Origin of the sequence: Rhodococcus sp. 06-462-5 (assembly GCF_002258315.1) — a bacterium.
Classification (GTDB): domain Bacteria; phylum Actinomycetota; class Actinomycetes; order Mycobacteriales; family Mycobacteriaceae; genus Rhodococcoides.
The window spans coordinates 1-13,866 of the sequence record NZ_NOYD01000001.1 but is presented as its reverse complement, the minus strand read 5'-3'; the positions used below and the strand labels follow the sequence as shown (position 1 = coordinate 13,866).

15 protein-coding genes are annotated in these 13,866 nt (G+C 64.0%); 9 read left to right on the top strand and 6 right to left on the bottom strand.

The genetic code is table 11. The features are described 5' to 3' along the window. Positions 1-17 precede the first annotated feature (17 nt). The 5 genes from CH251_RS00075 to CH251_RS00055 all read left to right on the top strand — a co-directional run bounded on the left by CH251_RS00075 (position 18) and on the right by CH251_RS00055 (position 5,188). Positions 18-1,142 (top strand): hypothetical protein, encoded by a 1,125-nt coding sequence (locus CH251_RS00075; RefSeq protein WP_094611278.1) that lies wholly within the window; start codon positions 18-20, stop codon positions 1,140-1,142. Beyond that, the gene (locus tag CH251_RS00070) at positions 1,139-2,236 is read left to right on the top strand and encodes an SMP-30/gluconolactonase/LRE family protein (protein WP_094611277.1); all 1,098 of its coding nucleotides are present in this window, start codon (positions 1,139-1,141) and stop codon (positions 2,234-2,236) included. The genes CH251_RS00075 and CH251_RS00070 overlap by 4 nt, the downstream gene beginning before the upstream one ends. Before the next feature lie 63 nt (positions 2,237-2,299). After that, a complete protein-coding gene (locus tag CH251_RS00065) occupies positions 2,300-3,682 on the top strand; it encodes a PQQ-binding-like beta-propeller repeat protein (RefSeq protein ID WP_256978721.1) in 1,383 nt (460 codons plus the stop codon). Positions 3,683-3,756: 74 nt separating this feature from the next. Then, complete coding sequence (locus CH251_RS00060; RefSeq protein ID WP_094611276.1) at positions 3,757-4,260, top strand: GNAT family N-acetyltransferase; 504 nt, start codon at positions 3,757-3,759, stop codon at positions 4,258-4,260. Between the two features lie 97 nt (positions 4,261-4,357). Next, entirely contained in the window at positions 4,358-5,188 is an 831-nt protein-coding gene (locus CH251_RS00055; RefSeq protein WP_094611275.1) for a MerR family transcriptional regulator, read from the top strand. Here the strand turns inward: CH251_RS00055 and CH251_RS00050 are convergent. Continuing rightward, the gene (locus CH251_RS00050) at positions 5,176-5,358 is read right to left on the bottom strand and encodes a hypothetical protein (RefSeq protein ID WP_032397091.1); all 183 of its coding nucleotides are present in this window, start codon (positions 5,356-5,358) and stop codon (positions 5,176-5,178) included. The two genes, CH251_RS00055 and CH251_RS00050, sit on opposite strands and share 13 nt — an antisense overlap. 39 nt (positions 5,359-5,397) lie before the next feature. Further along, positions 5,398-6,030: a DedA family protein gene (locus tag CH251_RS00045; protein ID WP_094611274.1), complete on the bottom strand. Its 633-nt coding sequence runs from the start codon at positions 6,028-6,030 to the stop codon at positions 5,398-5,400. A 135-nt stretch (positions 6,031-6,165) separates the two neighbouring features. Here CH251_RS00045 and CH251_RS00040 point away from each other — a divergent pair, with 135 nt between their 5' ends. From CH251_RS00040 to CH251_RS00030, 3 genes are read left to right on the top strand one after another with little or no spacing between them, the layout of a single operon-like run. Then, entirely contained in the window at positions 6,166-7,440 is a 1,275-nt protein-coding gene (locus tag CH251_RS00040; RefSeq protein WP_094611273.1) for a histidine kinase, read from the top strand. After that, complete coding sequence (locus CH251_RS00035; RefSeq protein ID WP_094611272.1) at positions 7,431-8,087, top strand: response regulator transcription factor; 657 nt, start codon at positions 7,431-7,433, stop codon at positions 8,085-8,087. The genes CH251_RS00040 and CH251_RS00035 overlap by 10 nt, the downstream gene beginning before the upstream one ends. Further along, the gene (locus tag CH251_RS00030; protein ID WP_094611271.1) at positions 8,084-8,857 is read left to right on the top strand and encodes a DUF4097 family beta strand repeat-containing protein; all 774 of its coding nucleotides are present in this window, start codon (positions 8,084-8,086) and stop codon (positions 8,855-8,857) included. The genes CH251_RS00035 and CH251_RS00030 overlap by 4 nt, the downstream gene beginning before the upstream one ends. Positions 8,858-8,877: 20 nt before the next feature. Here the strand turns inward: CH251_RS00030 and CH251_RS00025 are convergent, their stop codons facing one another. Continuing rightward, the gene (locus tag CH251_RS00025; protein WP_094611270.1) at positions 8,878-10,098 is read right to left on the bottom strand and encodes an FAD-binding domain-containing protein; all 1,221 of its coding nucleotides are present in this window, start codon (positions 10,096-10,098) and stop codon (positions 8,878-8,880) included. A gap of 44 nt (positions 10,099-10,142) precedes the next feature. Then, positions 10,143-10,484 carry an FmdB family zinc ribbon protein gene (locus CH251_RS00020; protein ID WP_094611269.1) on the bottom strand — a complete coding sequence of 114 codons (342 nt, stop codon included), beginning with the start codon at positions 10,482-10,484 and terminating at the stop codon, positions 10,143-10,145. A gap of 101 nt (positions 10,485-10,585) precedes the next feature. On the opposite strand from CH251_RS00020, the gene fmdA reads away from it, so the two are divergent. Next, complete coding sequence (gene fmdA, locus CH251_RS00015) at positions 10,586-11,839, top strand: formamidase (RefSeq protein ID WP_094611268.1); 1,254 nt, start codon at positions 10,586-10,588, stop codon at positions 11,837-11,839. A gap of 200 nt (positions 11,840-12,039) precedes the next feature. Here fmdA and CH251_RS27310 read toward each other — a convergent pair whose 3' ends face one another. Both CH251_RS27310 and CH251_RS00005 read right to left on the bottom strand, forming a co-directional pair. Beyond that, on the bottom strand, positions 12,040-12,729 hold the full coding sequence (locus tag CH251_RS27310; protein WP_179273655.1) for a hypothetical protein: 690 nt from the start codon (positions 12,727-12,729) through the stop codon (positions 12,040-12,042). A gap of 61 nt (positions 12,730-12,790) precedes the next feature. Next, positions 12,791-13,657 (bottom strand): aldo/keto reductase, encoded by an 867-nt coding sequence (locus tag CH251_RS00005; protein WP_218828252.1) that lies wholly within the window; start codon positions 13,655-13,657, stop codon positions 12,791-12,793. Positions 13,658-13,866 lie beyond the last annotated feature (209 nt).

Below are 13,866 nucleotides of genomic sequence, written 5' to 3'. Positions count from 1 at the left end.
TTTCCGGGGGATACGAAGTGTCGAAGAAGTGGTTGCGCGGCGTCGTGGTGTCTGCAGTGGCGGTCGCGTTGAGTCCGATTGCTACGGCCTCGGCGGATCCTGCGCCGAGTCCGGCACCAGCGACCATCATGGGGTCCATCGACAACGGGCCGGGTAACTTCAGCGTCTTCCGTACCGTCGACAGCGGCCAGCGTCCCACCGCGGAGGACAACGCCGCGTGCAACGACTACTTCGGCTCCCCGCGTTCGTCGACCGTGGTCGAGCGTCTCGACGCGCGGATGTACACCTTCACCAACGACCCGTCGACGGGCTTCCTGCAGAACCCGACGGCTCAGAACGTCGGACCGATCTACGTGTGCGACGGACCGATCATCGACGGCCAGGCCTTCCTCGACCAGTGGGGCGCACTGACGGCTCCCGGTCTGGGCGAGCTCTCGATGTACGGCCCGTGCGGGCTCGAGTTCATGATCGGCTTGCCAGGACGGGCGGCCGTCGATTGTGTTCTGCGAGTGAACCCCAACGATTCCGGGGTGGTCGACGGTGTCGCGACCAGTAACTCCATCGCCAACCCGCTTCGTCTGCCGGACGGACGCACCGGATCGCTGTGGACCCTCTACACACTCGGTGAAGGTACTGCTCCCGTGCCGGAACCCGTTGCAGGAACACCGCAACCGACCGGTTCGGTGAAGTACAGCGTCGGACGCGAGGTGAACTCGGTCTCGACCGGAAGCACTCCCGCATGCCCGGGTGGCGTACGCACCACCGAGATCCACGCCGTGTCCGTGGACGCCGCCACCGGCGCGGCATCGACGGAGCCCTCCGCAGACGTCGCAGCCACCGCGTCGGTCTGCTATCAGAACCCGTCGTCCCCGGACTTCGGCGCATCGTTGAGCATCACGAGCTACGGCGTCACGCCCGCGCTCACGGCCACGTCCACCGGGCAGTGCCGTCGTACCGACCTGCCCATCGAACCGGGCACCGTACAGCAGTCCTGCGGCTTCACGTTGCCGCCGCAGCCCGCTCTCGGGCTGACCGGTGGTCAGGTGACGCTCAACGGTCTGGTCCCGACGAACGACGCTGCAGGATCTGCCAATTCGGCGATCTGGACCACCTCCTTCCTCGGTTCCATCGCCCCTCGATGAACGGACGCCGGATCGGGGTTCTCGTTCTCTCGTTGATGGCAGCCTGCCTGTCGGGCGCGGTCGTGACCGCGCCCGAGGCGGCGGCCGAACCGCCGGACGGTTCCCCCGACTACGGGCAGACGAGGGATATCGCTGTGGTGCCGCTGCCCGGGCAACCCGAAGGAATTGCGGTCGATCCCGAGGACGGCAGTATCTGGTTGGGGTCGAACCGGCCCTATTCGTCTGCGGACGTCTGGCATTGGGCCGCCGACGGTAGCCTGCTGGAGACATATTCCTTGGCGGATCGCGTACCCGCCGAACACGGCGTCACCGGGATTGCACTCGACGGCGACGGTCGGGTCTACGCCCTCGACTACTCGGGGGCGCGGGCAGTACGCATCGATCCGGCGATCGGCACGCAGACGGTCTACGCGACATTTGCCGACCTCCCGACCTGTGCCGGGGCCGCAGGCAACCCTTGCGAGCCGTCGCCCGTCGATCGACCGGCCTGGCCGAACTGGGCGACGTTCGCGCCCGACGGAACCATGTACGTCAGCGACCTGAACCAGGCCACCATCTGGAAGGTGCCTGCCGGCGGTGGGGCGGCCGAGATCTGGTATCAGAATGCGGAATTCGCTTCTGTCTACGGTGTCAACGGCATGCAGTTCGACGCTGCCGGACGGCTGAACTTCGTCGTGACCGCGTCCCTGGTGCCGCGCGTCGAATCGTTCGGTCGTGGTGTGGTCCATCGACTTTCGGTACTGGCCGACGGTAGCCCAGGTGCTCTCGAGACAGTGGCGGTGGCGAGTCAGGGTGACGGCGTGGCCATCGGGTCCAGCGGGCGCATCTACCTGCCGATCGGGAATCCGCTGTACAACGCCGTCGAGGTGGTCGATCCCGACACACGTTCGGTGGTGGCGTCGCTGCCCACGCCCGTCGAGAGCATCACTCGGTCCATCCCGTACTCGACGCCCGCGTCGGTCGCATTCCGCGGGACGTCGCTGATCGTGTCGAACCACGGACTACTCGCCATCGACCCGCGTCAATGGGCGATCCTCGAACTCGGTGTCGGAGAGACGGGATTACCGCTGCACTATCCGGTGGGAGTTGCCTGAAGGCCTCCGGTCGGGTCGCTGGAGCAGGGCCGCTCGAATGCCGAGGAATGTTACCGTCGCCCGGTGAATCTCACTCGTAGCGAACGCTGGAAGCTGAGTGCTCTTGTTCTGGCTATGGTTGTCGGCGCAGTGTTCGTCGTTGTTCGGGTCGCGACAAACGAGCGGGAGACCGTGGACGCCCGACAGTCGGAATCGGTTGTCGAATCGTCACTGGATTCGCCTCCGGAGCTCGCGTGGACTGCCGACGTGCGGGCCTTGAGCGACAACGAAGGCTATGTGTTGCTCTCGATGCCAAGCCTGCTCGATCAGTACTACGGGTACAGCGGACTTCTCGACGCCGGAACTGTGCTCATCGCTGCCACCGGCTATCCGCTTCCGGCTGTAGATTCGTCGAGCGGTGCCGAGGTCGGTGCGGTCACGCTCGTCGGTGTCGATCCCGATGACGGAGCGCCACTGTGGCAGACGCCCATCGGGCGGGTGAATCAGTGTGCGCCGGAACTGGAATCGGAGTTGCTCGCGTGCTGGGGTGATCGGCGCGTGGTGTCCGTCGACACGTCCGACGGGGCGCTGGTCGCGGACGTCGGAACGGATTTCGATGTGAACGGAGCACGAATCGTGGACCAGACCGTCTTCGTCTCTGGAAATCTGGACGGAACGCCGGTGCTGACGAAAGGTACTCCAACGGCCGTCGAGTCCGACTTCCGCCGCACGTTCGAGCGGTCCGGCGACTTCTCCTCGGTGTATGTCACGCCGGATCGAAAGTCGGTGATGTTGACGTCCAGGGGTGACGGCACCCCGCAATACATCTACACGATTTTCGATCTCGACAGTGGCGCAGAGGTATTCACCTACGAGGGTGACTCGGTCCGGAGCGTCGGGAACGGCTTGTGGCTGTCGAGCATCGGAAGCGAATCGGGAACCGTCGGCACTCAGAATCTCCTGGCGGCAGACGGCTCGGTGATCCGAGCGATTCCGCGGCCGTCGTACGGTGCATCGATGTACCCGAGCAACCCACGGAATCCGCCGCCGATGTTCCTCGGCGACGGTGCCTACGACCCCGATACCGGCGACGAGCTCTGGCGCAATCCAGCCATGGTGCAGTCGGAGTTCAGCGGAGCTCAATCGGCCCTGGTTGCAGTGGTCGACCGAGTCGTCATCGTCACCGATCCGGAGGCGAAGACGCTCACAGGTCTCGACATCGACGACGGCGCCGAGCGATGGGTGACGCCGTGGGAGGACGCATATTGGGTGCGCAGTGGACTGACCGACGGGAAGAACTTCGTCTTCGGCGACTATCAGGGCGCGCATTCCATCGACGCCCGCACCGGTGAGATCGGATGGTCGATTCCGCAACCCGAAGGTGTAGATCCGCGGAACATGGTCGTGGCCTCGGCTGCGGGACACATGACCCGATCATGGGGCGATCAATTCACCGTGTACCGCTGACGGCGCGTATGTTTCGACCTCGGATCTGAATTCCATCCTCCCGTAACCGTCGTTAATCCGAAACGGAGGCAGGTATGGGCGTCGATCTTCGAGCGGGTGCTGTGGAACTGGTCGAGCCATCCAACGATCTGCGTGACGCGTGGCTGGACTGTCGTACGGAGTGGGGGCCGGGGTTCCACGAGGACGGTTTCGGGTTGACGGTCGACGACGATGTCGAGACGGCACAAGGCTTTTCGGATTGGGTCGAGCGGCTTCGAGGCGATACGGAGTGCAAGTACCGCTGGATCGTGGCGGGCGAACGAGTGTTGGGCGGCGTCGCACTCAGACACGACAGCCACGAACTCGCCGACCGTCTCGGGCATATCGGCTACGGGGTTCGCCCGTCCGAACGAGGTCGGGGAGTTGCATCGTGGGCAGTACGCGAGGTGCTGACGCTCGCCGCGGGCATGGGCATGACCCGGGTGACGGCGGTCTGCGAGGTGAGCAACGCGGCCTCGATAGCGACCCTGAAGCGTGCCGGAGGTGAGCGAGTCGACTGCATCGGCTCGGTGGTTCGCTTCCGGATTCCCGTGCCGTGAAGAATCGGGTGCAGTCGACCGCGCTCAGCGCGGTTCAGTGCACCCGATTTTCGGCACTTGACTCTCACACTGTGTGAGACGAGAACCTCGGAGGGTCATGTTCAGCATCGGAGAGTTCGCATCGATCGGCCGGGTGTCGGTTCGCATGCTTCGGCATTACGACGAGATCGGGTTGTTGACGCCCGCGCGGGTGGATCCGTTCACGGGCTACCGCTCGTACGACGGTTCGCAATTCGAGCTTCTGGGACGCATTCTCATGTTCAAGGACCTCGGGTTCAGGCTCGACGAGGTGACGCAGATCGTGCACGGCCAGGTCGATGCCGATCGGCTACGCGAGATGCTCACCGCCAAGCGCGATGATGTCGCTCGTCGACTCGATCTCGACGCCGCTCGCTTGCGTCGTATCGATGCGCGACTCTCCTACACCGAAGGGATTTCGATGATCACCGTGGATACCAAGTCGTTGCCGGCCACCCGTATTGCCGCCGTCACCGAGACAGCCGCCGGGTTCGGGCCCGAGAACATCGGCCCGGTCATCGGCCCGATGTACGCCCGGCTCGCCCAGACGCTCACCGGGCACGGCGTGACGTTCGGGCCGTCGTCCATCGCCATGTACGAGGCCGTCGACGACGGGGACGGCACCGGCATCACCGTGCATGCAGCATTCGAGGTGGGACCTCAGGTCGTGGCCGGCGAGGGCTACGAGGTTCGCGAGCTACCTCCCGTCGAGCTCGCGGTGACCACCGTTCACCACGGTTCGATGGCCACGATCGGCGAGACCTGGGAGCAGTTCATCGCGTGGATCGAGGCGAACGGCTACGAACTCTCCGGTATCTGCCGCGAGTTCTACCTGGTGTCCGAGCCGCAGCCGCAGGAGAATTGGGTGACCGAACTGCAGCAGCCGGTGGTTCGACGTCAGGATGCCTGAGCGAACTCCACGAGGGCGGTGCACTGGCAACCGCCGGTGACCTCCTCGCATTCGAGCACCAGGAAGTGACGTACGTACTCGAGATCCACGCAGTCCGGCTCCGTGCACTCCGCACCGCCGACCGCGTGGATCACGAGTGTGCCGTTGCAGGTATCGAAGCGTGCGGACATGCGAATCCCTTTCTGTCGTCTCTCTGTACCTCCTTGATATCACCGGGCTCCGACAAGTTCGGGAGAAGACGAGCGTGTTCGACGCCTGAGCTGCGTGGCAGCCATGATGGTCACGGCCGGAATCCAGGCGTACCCGAGCGCGGTCCTGATGAGTGTCTGGTCACCCAGCCACGCTCCGGCCGACACCAGTGCACTCGCCCACACGACAGCGGCCAGCAGGCTGAGCACCGCGTATTCGCGATGCCGCAGTGAGGAGGTCGCTACCAGTCGCGGCGTGATGGTGCGGATACCCCCGATGAGATGTCCGGCGGTGGCGACAGCGCGTGGTCGTGATCGCGCCTGTTTGGTCAGCCCGAGGACGACCCTCATCACCGCGGCAGGCAGCGCCGACTCAGCACGCCCGAGACCCAACACCGTATCGGTGCGGCGACCGTGCCAGAACGCCCACTGCGCACCCATGCTCGACGCCACCGCCGCGGTGACGACGGCAGGCAACCACGGCACGACACCGATCGACGTCAGCACCCCGAGTGTGATCGGCACGCTGTTTCCTGGCGTGAAGAGACCCAGCAACGACGCGGACTCGAATGCCAGCAGTACGAAGACGACGGCGAAGACGACCCACACGGGCACGGACGACAACCGGTCGACATCGAGGATGTTCAGGTTCATACCTGTCGAATCTTGTCGTCCGGACCGCGGAAAACACCACGATCGACCCACGGATCGACGGTAGGGCTGGCCCTACCTCGGGTCGTGGGTTCACAGTGCGGACAAGCCGATGACGCCCGACTTAGGCTGATCCGCATGAACGAGGCACTACCGATTCCCCTGAATCCGCTCAGGGCATGGATATCGCCACACTGGTGGCTGGCGGTGGCGTCGTTGCTGGCATCGACGGTCGCCGGCCTCGGTGGCTGGATGATCCTGGGACTGCTGATACTGGCGGTGTGTGCATTGCCGTTTGCGCTCAGCGGTGTGCTCGTCTTCGCGTTGACGATCGTGGCGCTCCGGTGGATGGACCGTGCCGCGCGTGCCGGAATCGGTTTCACCGGTGGAACTCCCATCGAGGGTCCTGACGTGACCGTGTACCCGACCAGTTGGCGCAAGTTCGTCTGGTGCCTCCGCGATATCGGGCTGTGGAAGTCGTTGTGCTACTGGCTCGTTCGCATTCCGGTCTCGGCCGTGCTGCTGTTCTTGCTTCCGGCGCTGTTCGTGGCCCTGCCGGTTCTGGCGGCGGCGCCGGTCGCGTGGATAGTGACGAACCCGGTCGGGAACCAGCTCGAAATCGGCGATCGGGTGGGTTATCCGTTCGTCGCGTTGGTCGGCTTCGCCTCGCTGGTGACCTTCGTTGCGGGTGTGCCGCTGCTGCTCACGGCCCTGGCGCGACTCGACTGGTGGAGTGCCGCAGCCCTTCTCGGCCGATCCGAATCCAGTAGGCGAGTGGACGAATTGACGGTGAGTCGTGCTCGCGTCGTCGACGCTGCGGATGCCGAACGCCGTCGCATCGAACGCGATCTGCACGACGGGGCGCAGCAGCGCTTGGTATCGGTGGCAATGTCACTGGGACAGGCGAAATCGCGCGTCGCGGCGACCGAGGATGCGGTCCTGAAGGAATTGCTCGACGATGCCCACCGGGAGGCCAAGAACGCGATCGGCGAAATCCGCACCCTCACCCGCGGTCTGCATCCGCCGATCCTGACCGACCGTGGTCTCGACGCCGCACTGTCGTCCGTCGCGGCGTTGTGTACGGTACCGGTCACCGTTCGGATCGACCCTGCCCTCTCCGGTGATCGACGCCCCGACGCCACCGTCGAGTCGACGGTCTACTTCGTCGTCTCGGAGGCCCTGACCAACGTGAGCAAGCACGCGAATGCCGAGCACGTCGGAGTCGACGTCTCGAGAGTGGAGTCCGCAGTGCGAGTGACGGTGGTCGACGACGGTTGTGGGGGAGCGCATCCGGCACCGGGAGGCGGCCTGGCCGGGCTAGAGGACAGGCTCAGCGGAATCGACGGAACCCTGTCCATCACGTCGCCGTCCGGCGGCCCGACGCGGCTCGAGGTGAGCATCCCGTGCGAGTGATCATCGCCGACGATTCGGTTCTGTTGCGAGAGGGCGTCGCTCGCTTGCTGATCGATACCGGAGCAGACGTGATCGGGAAGGTGGCCGATGCGTCGGAACTGCTCGCAGCCATGTCCGCTGCCGATCCGCTTCCTGACGTCTGCGTGATCGACGTACGCATGCCGCCGACCTTCTTGGACGAAGGTCTGCGCGCAGCGCTGGTCATTCGCCAACGGTGGCCCGCTGTAGGAGTTCTCGTGCTCTCTCAGTACGTGGAGGAACGGTACGCAGCCGAGCTCATCCGGCAGAGCACGGACGGCGTCGGATACCTGCTGAAAGACCGAGTGGCCGATGTGGACGAGTTCGCCGACGCCGTGCGGACCGTTGCGACCGGCGGAACCGTCATCGATCCCGAAGTGGTGCAGCAGATCCTGGCGCGGGCCCCACGATCGGATCCACTCGATTCGCTGACTCCGCGGGAGCGGGACGTGTTGACCGCCATGGCCGAAGGTAAGTCGAACGCCGGAATTGCCTCTGCACTGGTGGTCGGTCAAGCAGCCGTGGAGAAGCACATCGGAAACATCTTCGCCAAGCTCGGTCTACTCGGAGACAGTGCCGATCACCGCCGCGTCATGGCCGTCCTACGATATCTGGGAGCGATCCAATGAAGAAGTCGATGTGGCGCAACGTCGTTGCCGTTTCGATAGCTGTCGCGGTCATCGGCACCGCAGGAGCGGCCACGACGGCCACCCTCGCCGTCGGTTTCACCACGCCGAAGACGCAGTCCTTCGACTACTCCGCCGATACCGCGATCGTCGGAAAGAATCTCTCTGTCACAACCAGATTCGCCCGTGTGTCGGTATCGACGAGTTCCGACTCGGAGTTGCACGTGCGAGCGGAGGGGTCCTACCGAGGAGATACCCCGACGGTCGGTATCAGTGACGACGGCTCGAAGATCGAAGTGGAATGTTCCTACCGAAAGCGTGGCAGCTGCGACATCGGTCTCGAACTACGGGTACCGGCTGGACTGATGCTCGACATCGACGGCGCGGCGGCCGACGTCGTACTCACCGACGTCGACGCGCAAACATCGGTGTCCACGTCGGCAGGCTCGGTGACCGCTCGGGGATCTGCCGGGACCCTGGACGTAACAACCAGATTCGGTGACGTCGACATCACCGATGCGGCTGTGTCGGCACTGGACGTGGACACGACGTTCGGCCAGGTCGCACTGGATTCGAGGGTGCCACCGAATTCGGTACGTGTGCAGAACATGCAGGGTGACAGCATGATCGAACTTCCGGCGGCCGAGTTCTACGACGTCGAGGCGACGTCCGAGAAGGGAGATGTCGACATCGACGTCGTCGACGATCCGAACTCGCCGAGGTCGGTTTCCATCACCAGTGAAGAAGGCCAGATTTCGGTGCAGCGGAGATAGATCCGGTCAGTGACTGCCGTTCAATGACTCCGACGCCACGCGCTGAACGAGCGGACCGAGGAGGTGGTGGGTCGCACCAGCCACGGCCACGGGTGCAACTCGACCGGGGCTGTGGCGTCGGCGATGCGGGAGAAGCCGGGAACGGGCGCCCAGGTGGTAGCCAAGGCGCGTCCGGAGAGTTCGTCGGCAACTCGACCGCGGCGCACCTCCAACGAACGGGTCGACGCGATCTCACCGAGCGTCTCGGCGAGAAAGACCAGCCTCTTGCCGGAGAGCCTCAGTTTGCGCAGGAGCGGCTCGTCGAAGACGAACACCGCGGGTCGGTCGGTCTCGGCGGCCAGTGCCGGGTCTGCAGTGCCGAGTGACTCCGCTGTTATCCACACCTGCTCTGCACCAGCGCCTTCCACGTGGGCTGGGCCGGCGGGAATCGGGGCCTTGTTCAGATCGGGACCGTCTACCGCTGGGCCGAGATCGTCGTCGGGCCACTTCTCGATGGGGCACGCATCTTTCAGTGCACAGTTGCGGCACAGGGACGGTGCTCGCTTGTTCACCTGCCACCGGCTGAATCCGTAGACCTTGCCGCTTCCGGTACCGACGGTCCACTGCCAGCCGAGGCGGTTGGCGGCGCGGGAGCCGTCGAGCAGGTGGGCGAACATCTCGTCTTCGCCGTCGCGCCACGTCGCTCCGGCGCGGACTGCCCACTGGGAGGCGAGCCACATGCGAGTTTGGTTGACCAGCCAGCCGTCCTCGTGCAATTCACCCACGACCGAGGACATGCAGTTCATCTCTTCGGCCCAGGGCTGCGCGGTCCAGCCCTGCGGTCGCGGCTGCTCACGACGTAGCGAACGGCCGAGATCCGATCCGGTGCGCGCGTAGAGATGACGCGCGTACTCCTGCCACATCAGCTCGTCGCGATAGCGGGAACGGTCACGTGGGGGAGCGTCGGCGACGGCATCCCAGACCTCTCGCAGAGTCAGCAGTCCGTGGCGGATGTACGGCGACATGCGGCTTGCGCCGCGGCGATTCACCGGTAGAACGGTGCTGCGATCGCGCGCATATCCGGTGATGTCGAGTCCGGCCAGGGCGGCATCGGCAGCGGACTGCCCGCCGCGAATGCCACCCGCCGTGACGCCATCCGGACCCTCGCGCGTCAGATCGCCCAGATGCTCGGCAACCCAGTCGACGACGTCCTCGGTGGTGGAGCCGTCGGCAATCGACGGGGGAGCTGGCAGTGTGGACATTCCGTCGGACTTCCCTGTCGGCACGAAAGGGAAACGCCGGGTCGTCAGGGGCGAGGCAGGCGGCGATGCAGTGGATTGGATGTGGTCCTTGTTGCCGATCTGCCGGCCGGTGGTAGGGACGAGACCACGGCAGGTGTGTCCGCGGTGGCGCGAGAGGCGTCGTGTGCCTTCATCGCAGCGCTGTTCCCACGTCCGAGAGCAGGCGAAGAGACCTGTCGTGGGGCCGCTTCTCCGCAGTCCGGGCACGTCACCTGCGGGGGCGCGTCGGCCATGGAGAATCGCTGTTCGACGGGGGCGCATCGTCGCGCGCAGCGGAAACTGTAGGTGGGCACGTATACGAGGGTAGCCGGAGACGAGATATCAGCAACGTTATGGCACAACCTCATACAAGATTTGGTCATACAAGATTTACACGCCATATCCGACCGGACGGACCGCGACGGTGCAATGATCGAGGCAGGAGAATCCGCGCAACCGGAGGTGCCTCGTGCCCGAACTGCTGTTTCCGCTCGACTCGACGAAGAGTTTCACCGAGCAGGAGGTCGTCGGCCACAACCGATGGCATCCCGATATCCCGGCTGCGGTCACAGTCAAACCCGGCACGTCCTTTCGGGCCCACTGTCGCGAATGGTTCGACGGGGCCATCCACAACGACGATTCTGCCGAGGACATCCTGAATGCTCCGCTCAACAACGTGCACACACTGTCCGGGCCCTTCCACATCGAGGGTGCCGAGCCCGGGGACCTGCTGATAGTCGACATCCTGGACGTGGGACCGATACCGCAGGAGGATTCGGGTCCGCTGGCCGGTCAGGGTTGGGGTTACACGGGGATCTTCGCAAAGCAGAACGGCGGCGGGTTCCTCACCGATCGATTCCCCGACGCGTACAAGGCGATCTGGGATTTTTCCGGTCAGACCACCACATCTCGCCACGTGCCGCACGTGAAGTACACCGGCATCACTCATCCCGGCCTCATGGGGACCGCGCCCTCGGCGCAACTGTTGGCGAAGTGGAACGCTCGTGAAGGTGCGTTGATCGCGACAGATCCCAATCGGGTTCCGCCACTGGCCCTGGCACCCGAGACCGACGGTGCAATCCTCGGCTCGTTGAGCGGTCACGAATTCACCCGTGTCGCAGGCGAAGCCGCACGCACGGCACCGCCTCGCGAGAACGGTGGCAATCAGGACATCAAGAACCTCACCAAGGGCACCCGCGTCTTCTATCCGGTGTTCGTGCCGGGCGCGAAGCTGTCCTTCGGTGATCTGCACTTCTCCCAGGGTGACGGGGAGATCACGTTCTGCGGTGCCATCGAAATGGGTGGCTTCATGGACCTGCACGTCGACCTGATCAAGGGCGGCATGGAAACGTACGGAGTGAGCGAGAACGCGATCTTCATGCCCGGCAACACCGCGCCGCAGTACTCGGAATGGATTGCGTTCTCGGGTATTTCGGTGACCGTGGACGGCGAGCAGAAGTATCTGGATTCCGACCTGTCCTACCAGAACGCCTGCATGCATGCGATCGACTACCTCACCAAGTTCGGCTACAGCCCCGAGCAGGCATACCTGCTACTGGGATCGGCCCCGATCGAAGGACGCCTGTCCGGGGTGGTGGACATCCCGAACTCCTGTGCCACCGTGTACATCCCCACCGCGATCTTCGACTTCCCGATAGCGCCTTCTGCAAGCGGACCGTTCCAAATCGACCCGGGAATGGGTGCGCCGAGGGCGCAGTTCTGATTGATTTCTTTTGACATGCCGCACCTGTGGATGCTCGAGGACATGGAACCCTGGCCTGACGAGCCAGTAGTAGGTGCGGTGTTCTCACCCACGACGTACTGGGCGTCACCAGAGCAGATGGAACTGCCCCCGGAGGTGTGCGCTGAGGTGCCGGCTCGGGTCGAGGCCGTGGATATCGATGGCAGAACGGAGTGGATCGCTCACCTCGGCAACGGTTTTACCGCGATGATGTCCGACGGCAGCATGGTCGGGGACGTGATGTTGCACGGCTGTTTGGTGTGGGACAGATACCTGTGGTTGGACTTCAGGACGAGACCGCGGGGTAGCGTCCGCGTGTTGGATCGCCCAGGATTCCTGGCACAGCACGAGGAACGAACTGCGACGCCGCACCCTGGCATGTTCAGCGTGACGCCGTACGGGCGGATGGAGTATCGCGAAAACGGGTCATTACCAACGAGTTTCGGTGTGCAGCGAAACGTACTTCTGGTCGAGACCATTGCACCGAATGGTTGAGGATCTGAGTCGTTGGTGGGCTGGTCGTAGTTCACGGTGATGACTGCCGTTTCGCGAATGTCGTCGAGTGCGGTGTTGCCTTCCCAGACCGCGAACCAGCATTCTTTCGGTGTGTTCGTGCTTCGGGCGAGTACCTCGATGATGGAAACCAGCTGAACATGCCAGGCTACAACGGTTTTCGCCGGCGACAAGGGGTTCGGCCTGCCGTTACGAGCGGGATAGTCGATGCGCGCATAGGCGTCGAACACAGTGGGGACCAGCGAGCCCACCGTGGTTTCGGCGACGACTTTCAGACTGTCATCTACCCAGCCTGCTTCCGAGACATCCTGTTGCAGATCAGCGTTCGACCATTCCGTGCGATAAGTGCTCGATGCCACAGACGTCAGACTACCGACATCCGGCCTGGCTGAGACAACCCGTTGTGTACGCGAGGAGTGGCTAGGGCACAATCTGCGAACCGGCATCCAATTGCTCGATTTCGGAGCTGTCGAGTACCAGCTGCGCCGCATCGATGTTCGCGCGCAGGTGAGAAATCGACGACGTCCCGGGTAGCGGAACAACGGTCGCGGCGGCATCGTTGCTGCGATGATGAACCCAGGCCAACGCGATCTGGCCGGTTGTCATGCCTCTGTTCGACGCGATCCTCTCGAGAGTCTCGACAAGTGGTGTGTCGTCCGAGCCGGTCAGGCTGCCATGGCCGAGGGGGGAGTGTGCGACGAGTGCGATGTCGAGCTCTGCGAGAGTCGGGAGGAACGATTCTGCCTCGCGGCGGGCGAGCGACCACTGTTGTTGCACAACGGCAATGGGATGTGTTGCGTGGGCGCGCCGGATGTCATCGACGGTGACGTTCGACAGACCCAGGTGGCGAATCTTGCCTGCCTGCTTCAGTTCTGCCATCGCAGCGACGGTCTCCTCTATCGGCGTCTCCTCGCTGCGATGATGCAGGTAGTAGACATCGAGGTGGTCGACACCGAGTCGCTCAAGCGTGCCGTCGATTGCAATGTGGACGGTGTTCGGATCTGCCCTCACCGACCAGTCGTCGAACCGACCCGACTCGCCCCAATAGACGCCGAACTTGCTGCATAGTGTCACCTGATCGCGATGCGAACCCAAGGCGCGCCCCACAAGTGCTTCGTTGCCATACATTTCGGCGGTATCGAACAACGTCACGCCGGCTTCGACGGCAGTTTGGACCAAGACGGCAGGATCCCGGTCCGAATCTCCCCACCCATCGTCCTTCAGGCGCATCAAGCCCAGACCCTGAATCGGTGGGATGTCCCTTGTCCACGGCGTCGCGTCGGTCATGGGCGATACCGTAGAACCTCGAGGGCAGTCGAGGTCAAGTGATGGGCTCTTCGTCGGCGCACTCGGGCGCTCGCTACCGTTCGAAACTATCAAACGCGTGTTCGAAAGTGTGTCGGTGGGTCGCGGTAGATTCTGTTCATGCTTTCGGGGGACGGCGGATCAGGGGTGGACGGCATCGAGACGGTGCCGCCCGCCCCTGAGGTGTCCGA

Bases quoted from the DNA above. Each gene is read 5' to 3' on its own strand.
- CH251_RS00025 (WP_094611270.1), bottom strand. From the start codon at position 10,098: ATGTCCACACTGCCAGCTCCCCCGTCGATTGCCGACGGCTCCACCACC.
- CH251_RS00040 (WP_094611273.1), top strand. From the start codon at position 6,166: ATGAACGAGGCACTACCGATTCCCCTGAATCCGCTCAGGGCATGGATA.
- CH251_RS00050 (WP_032397091.1), bottom strand. From the start codon at position 5,358: ATGTCCGCACGCTTCGATACCTGCAACGGCACACTCGTGATCCACGCG.
- CH251_RS00020 (WP_094611269.1), bottom strand. From the start codon at position 10,484: ATGAGGTTGTGCCATAACGTTGCTGATATCTCGTCTCCGGCTACCCTC.
- CH251_RS00070 (WP_094611277.1), top strand. From the start codon at position 1,139: ATGAACGGACGCCGGATCGGGGTTCTCGTTCTCTCGTTGATGGCAGCC.
- CH251_RS00055 (WP_094611275.1), top strand. From the start codon at position 4,358: ATGTTCAGCATCGGAGAGTTCGCATCGATCGGCCGGGTGTCGGTTCGC.
- CH251_RS00045 (WP_094611274.1), bottom strand. From the start codon at position 6,030: ATGAACCTGAACATCCTCGATGTCGACCGGTTGTCGTCCGTGCCCGTG.
- CH251_RS00060 (WP_094611276.1), top strand. From the start codon at position 3,757: ATGGGCGTCGATCTTCGAGCGGGTGCTGTGGAACTGGTCGAGCCATCC.
- CH251_RS00030 (WP_094611271.1), top strand. From the start codon at position 8,084: ATGAAGAAGTCGATGTGGCGCAACGTCGTTGCCGTTTCGATAGCTGTC.
- CH251_RS00005 (WP_218828252.1), bottom strand. From the start codon at position 13,657: ATGACCGACGCGACGCCGTGGACAAGGGACATCCCACCGATTCAGGGT.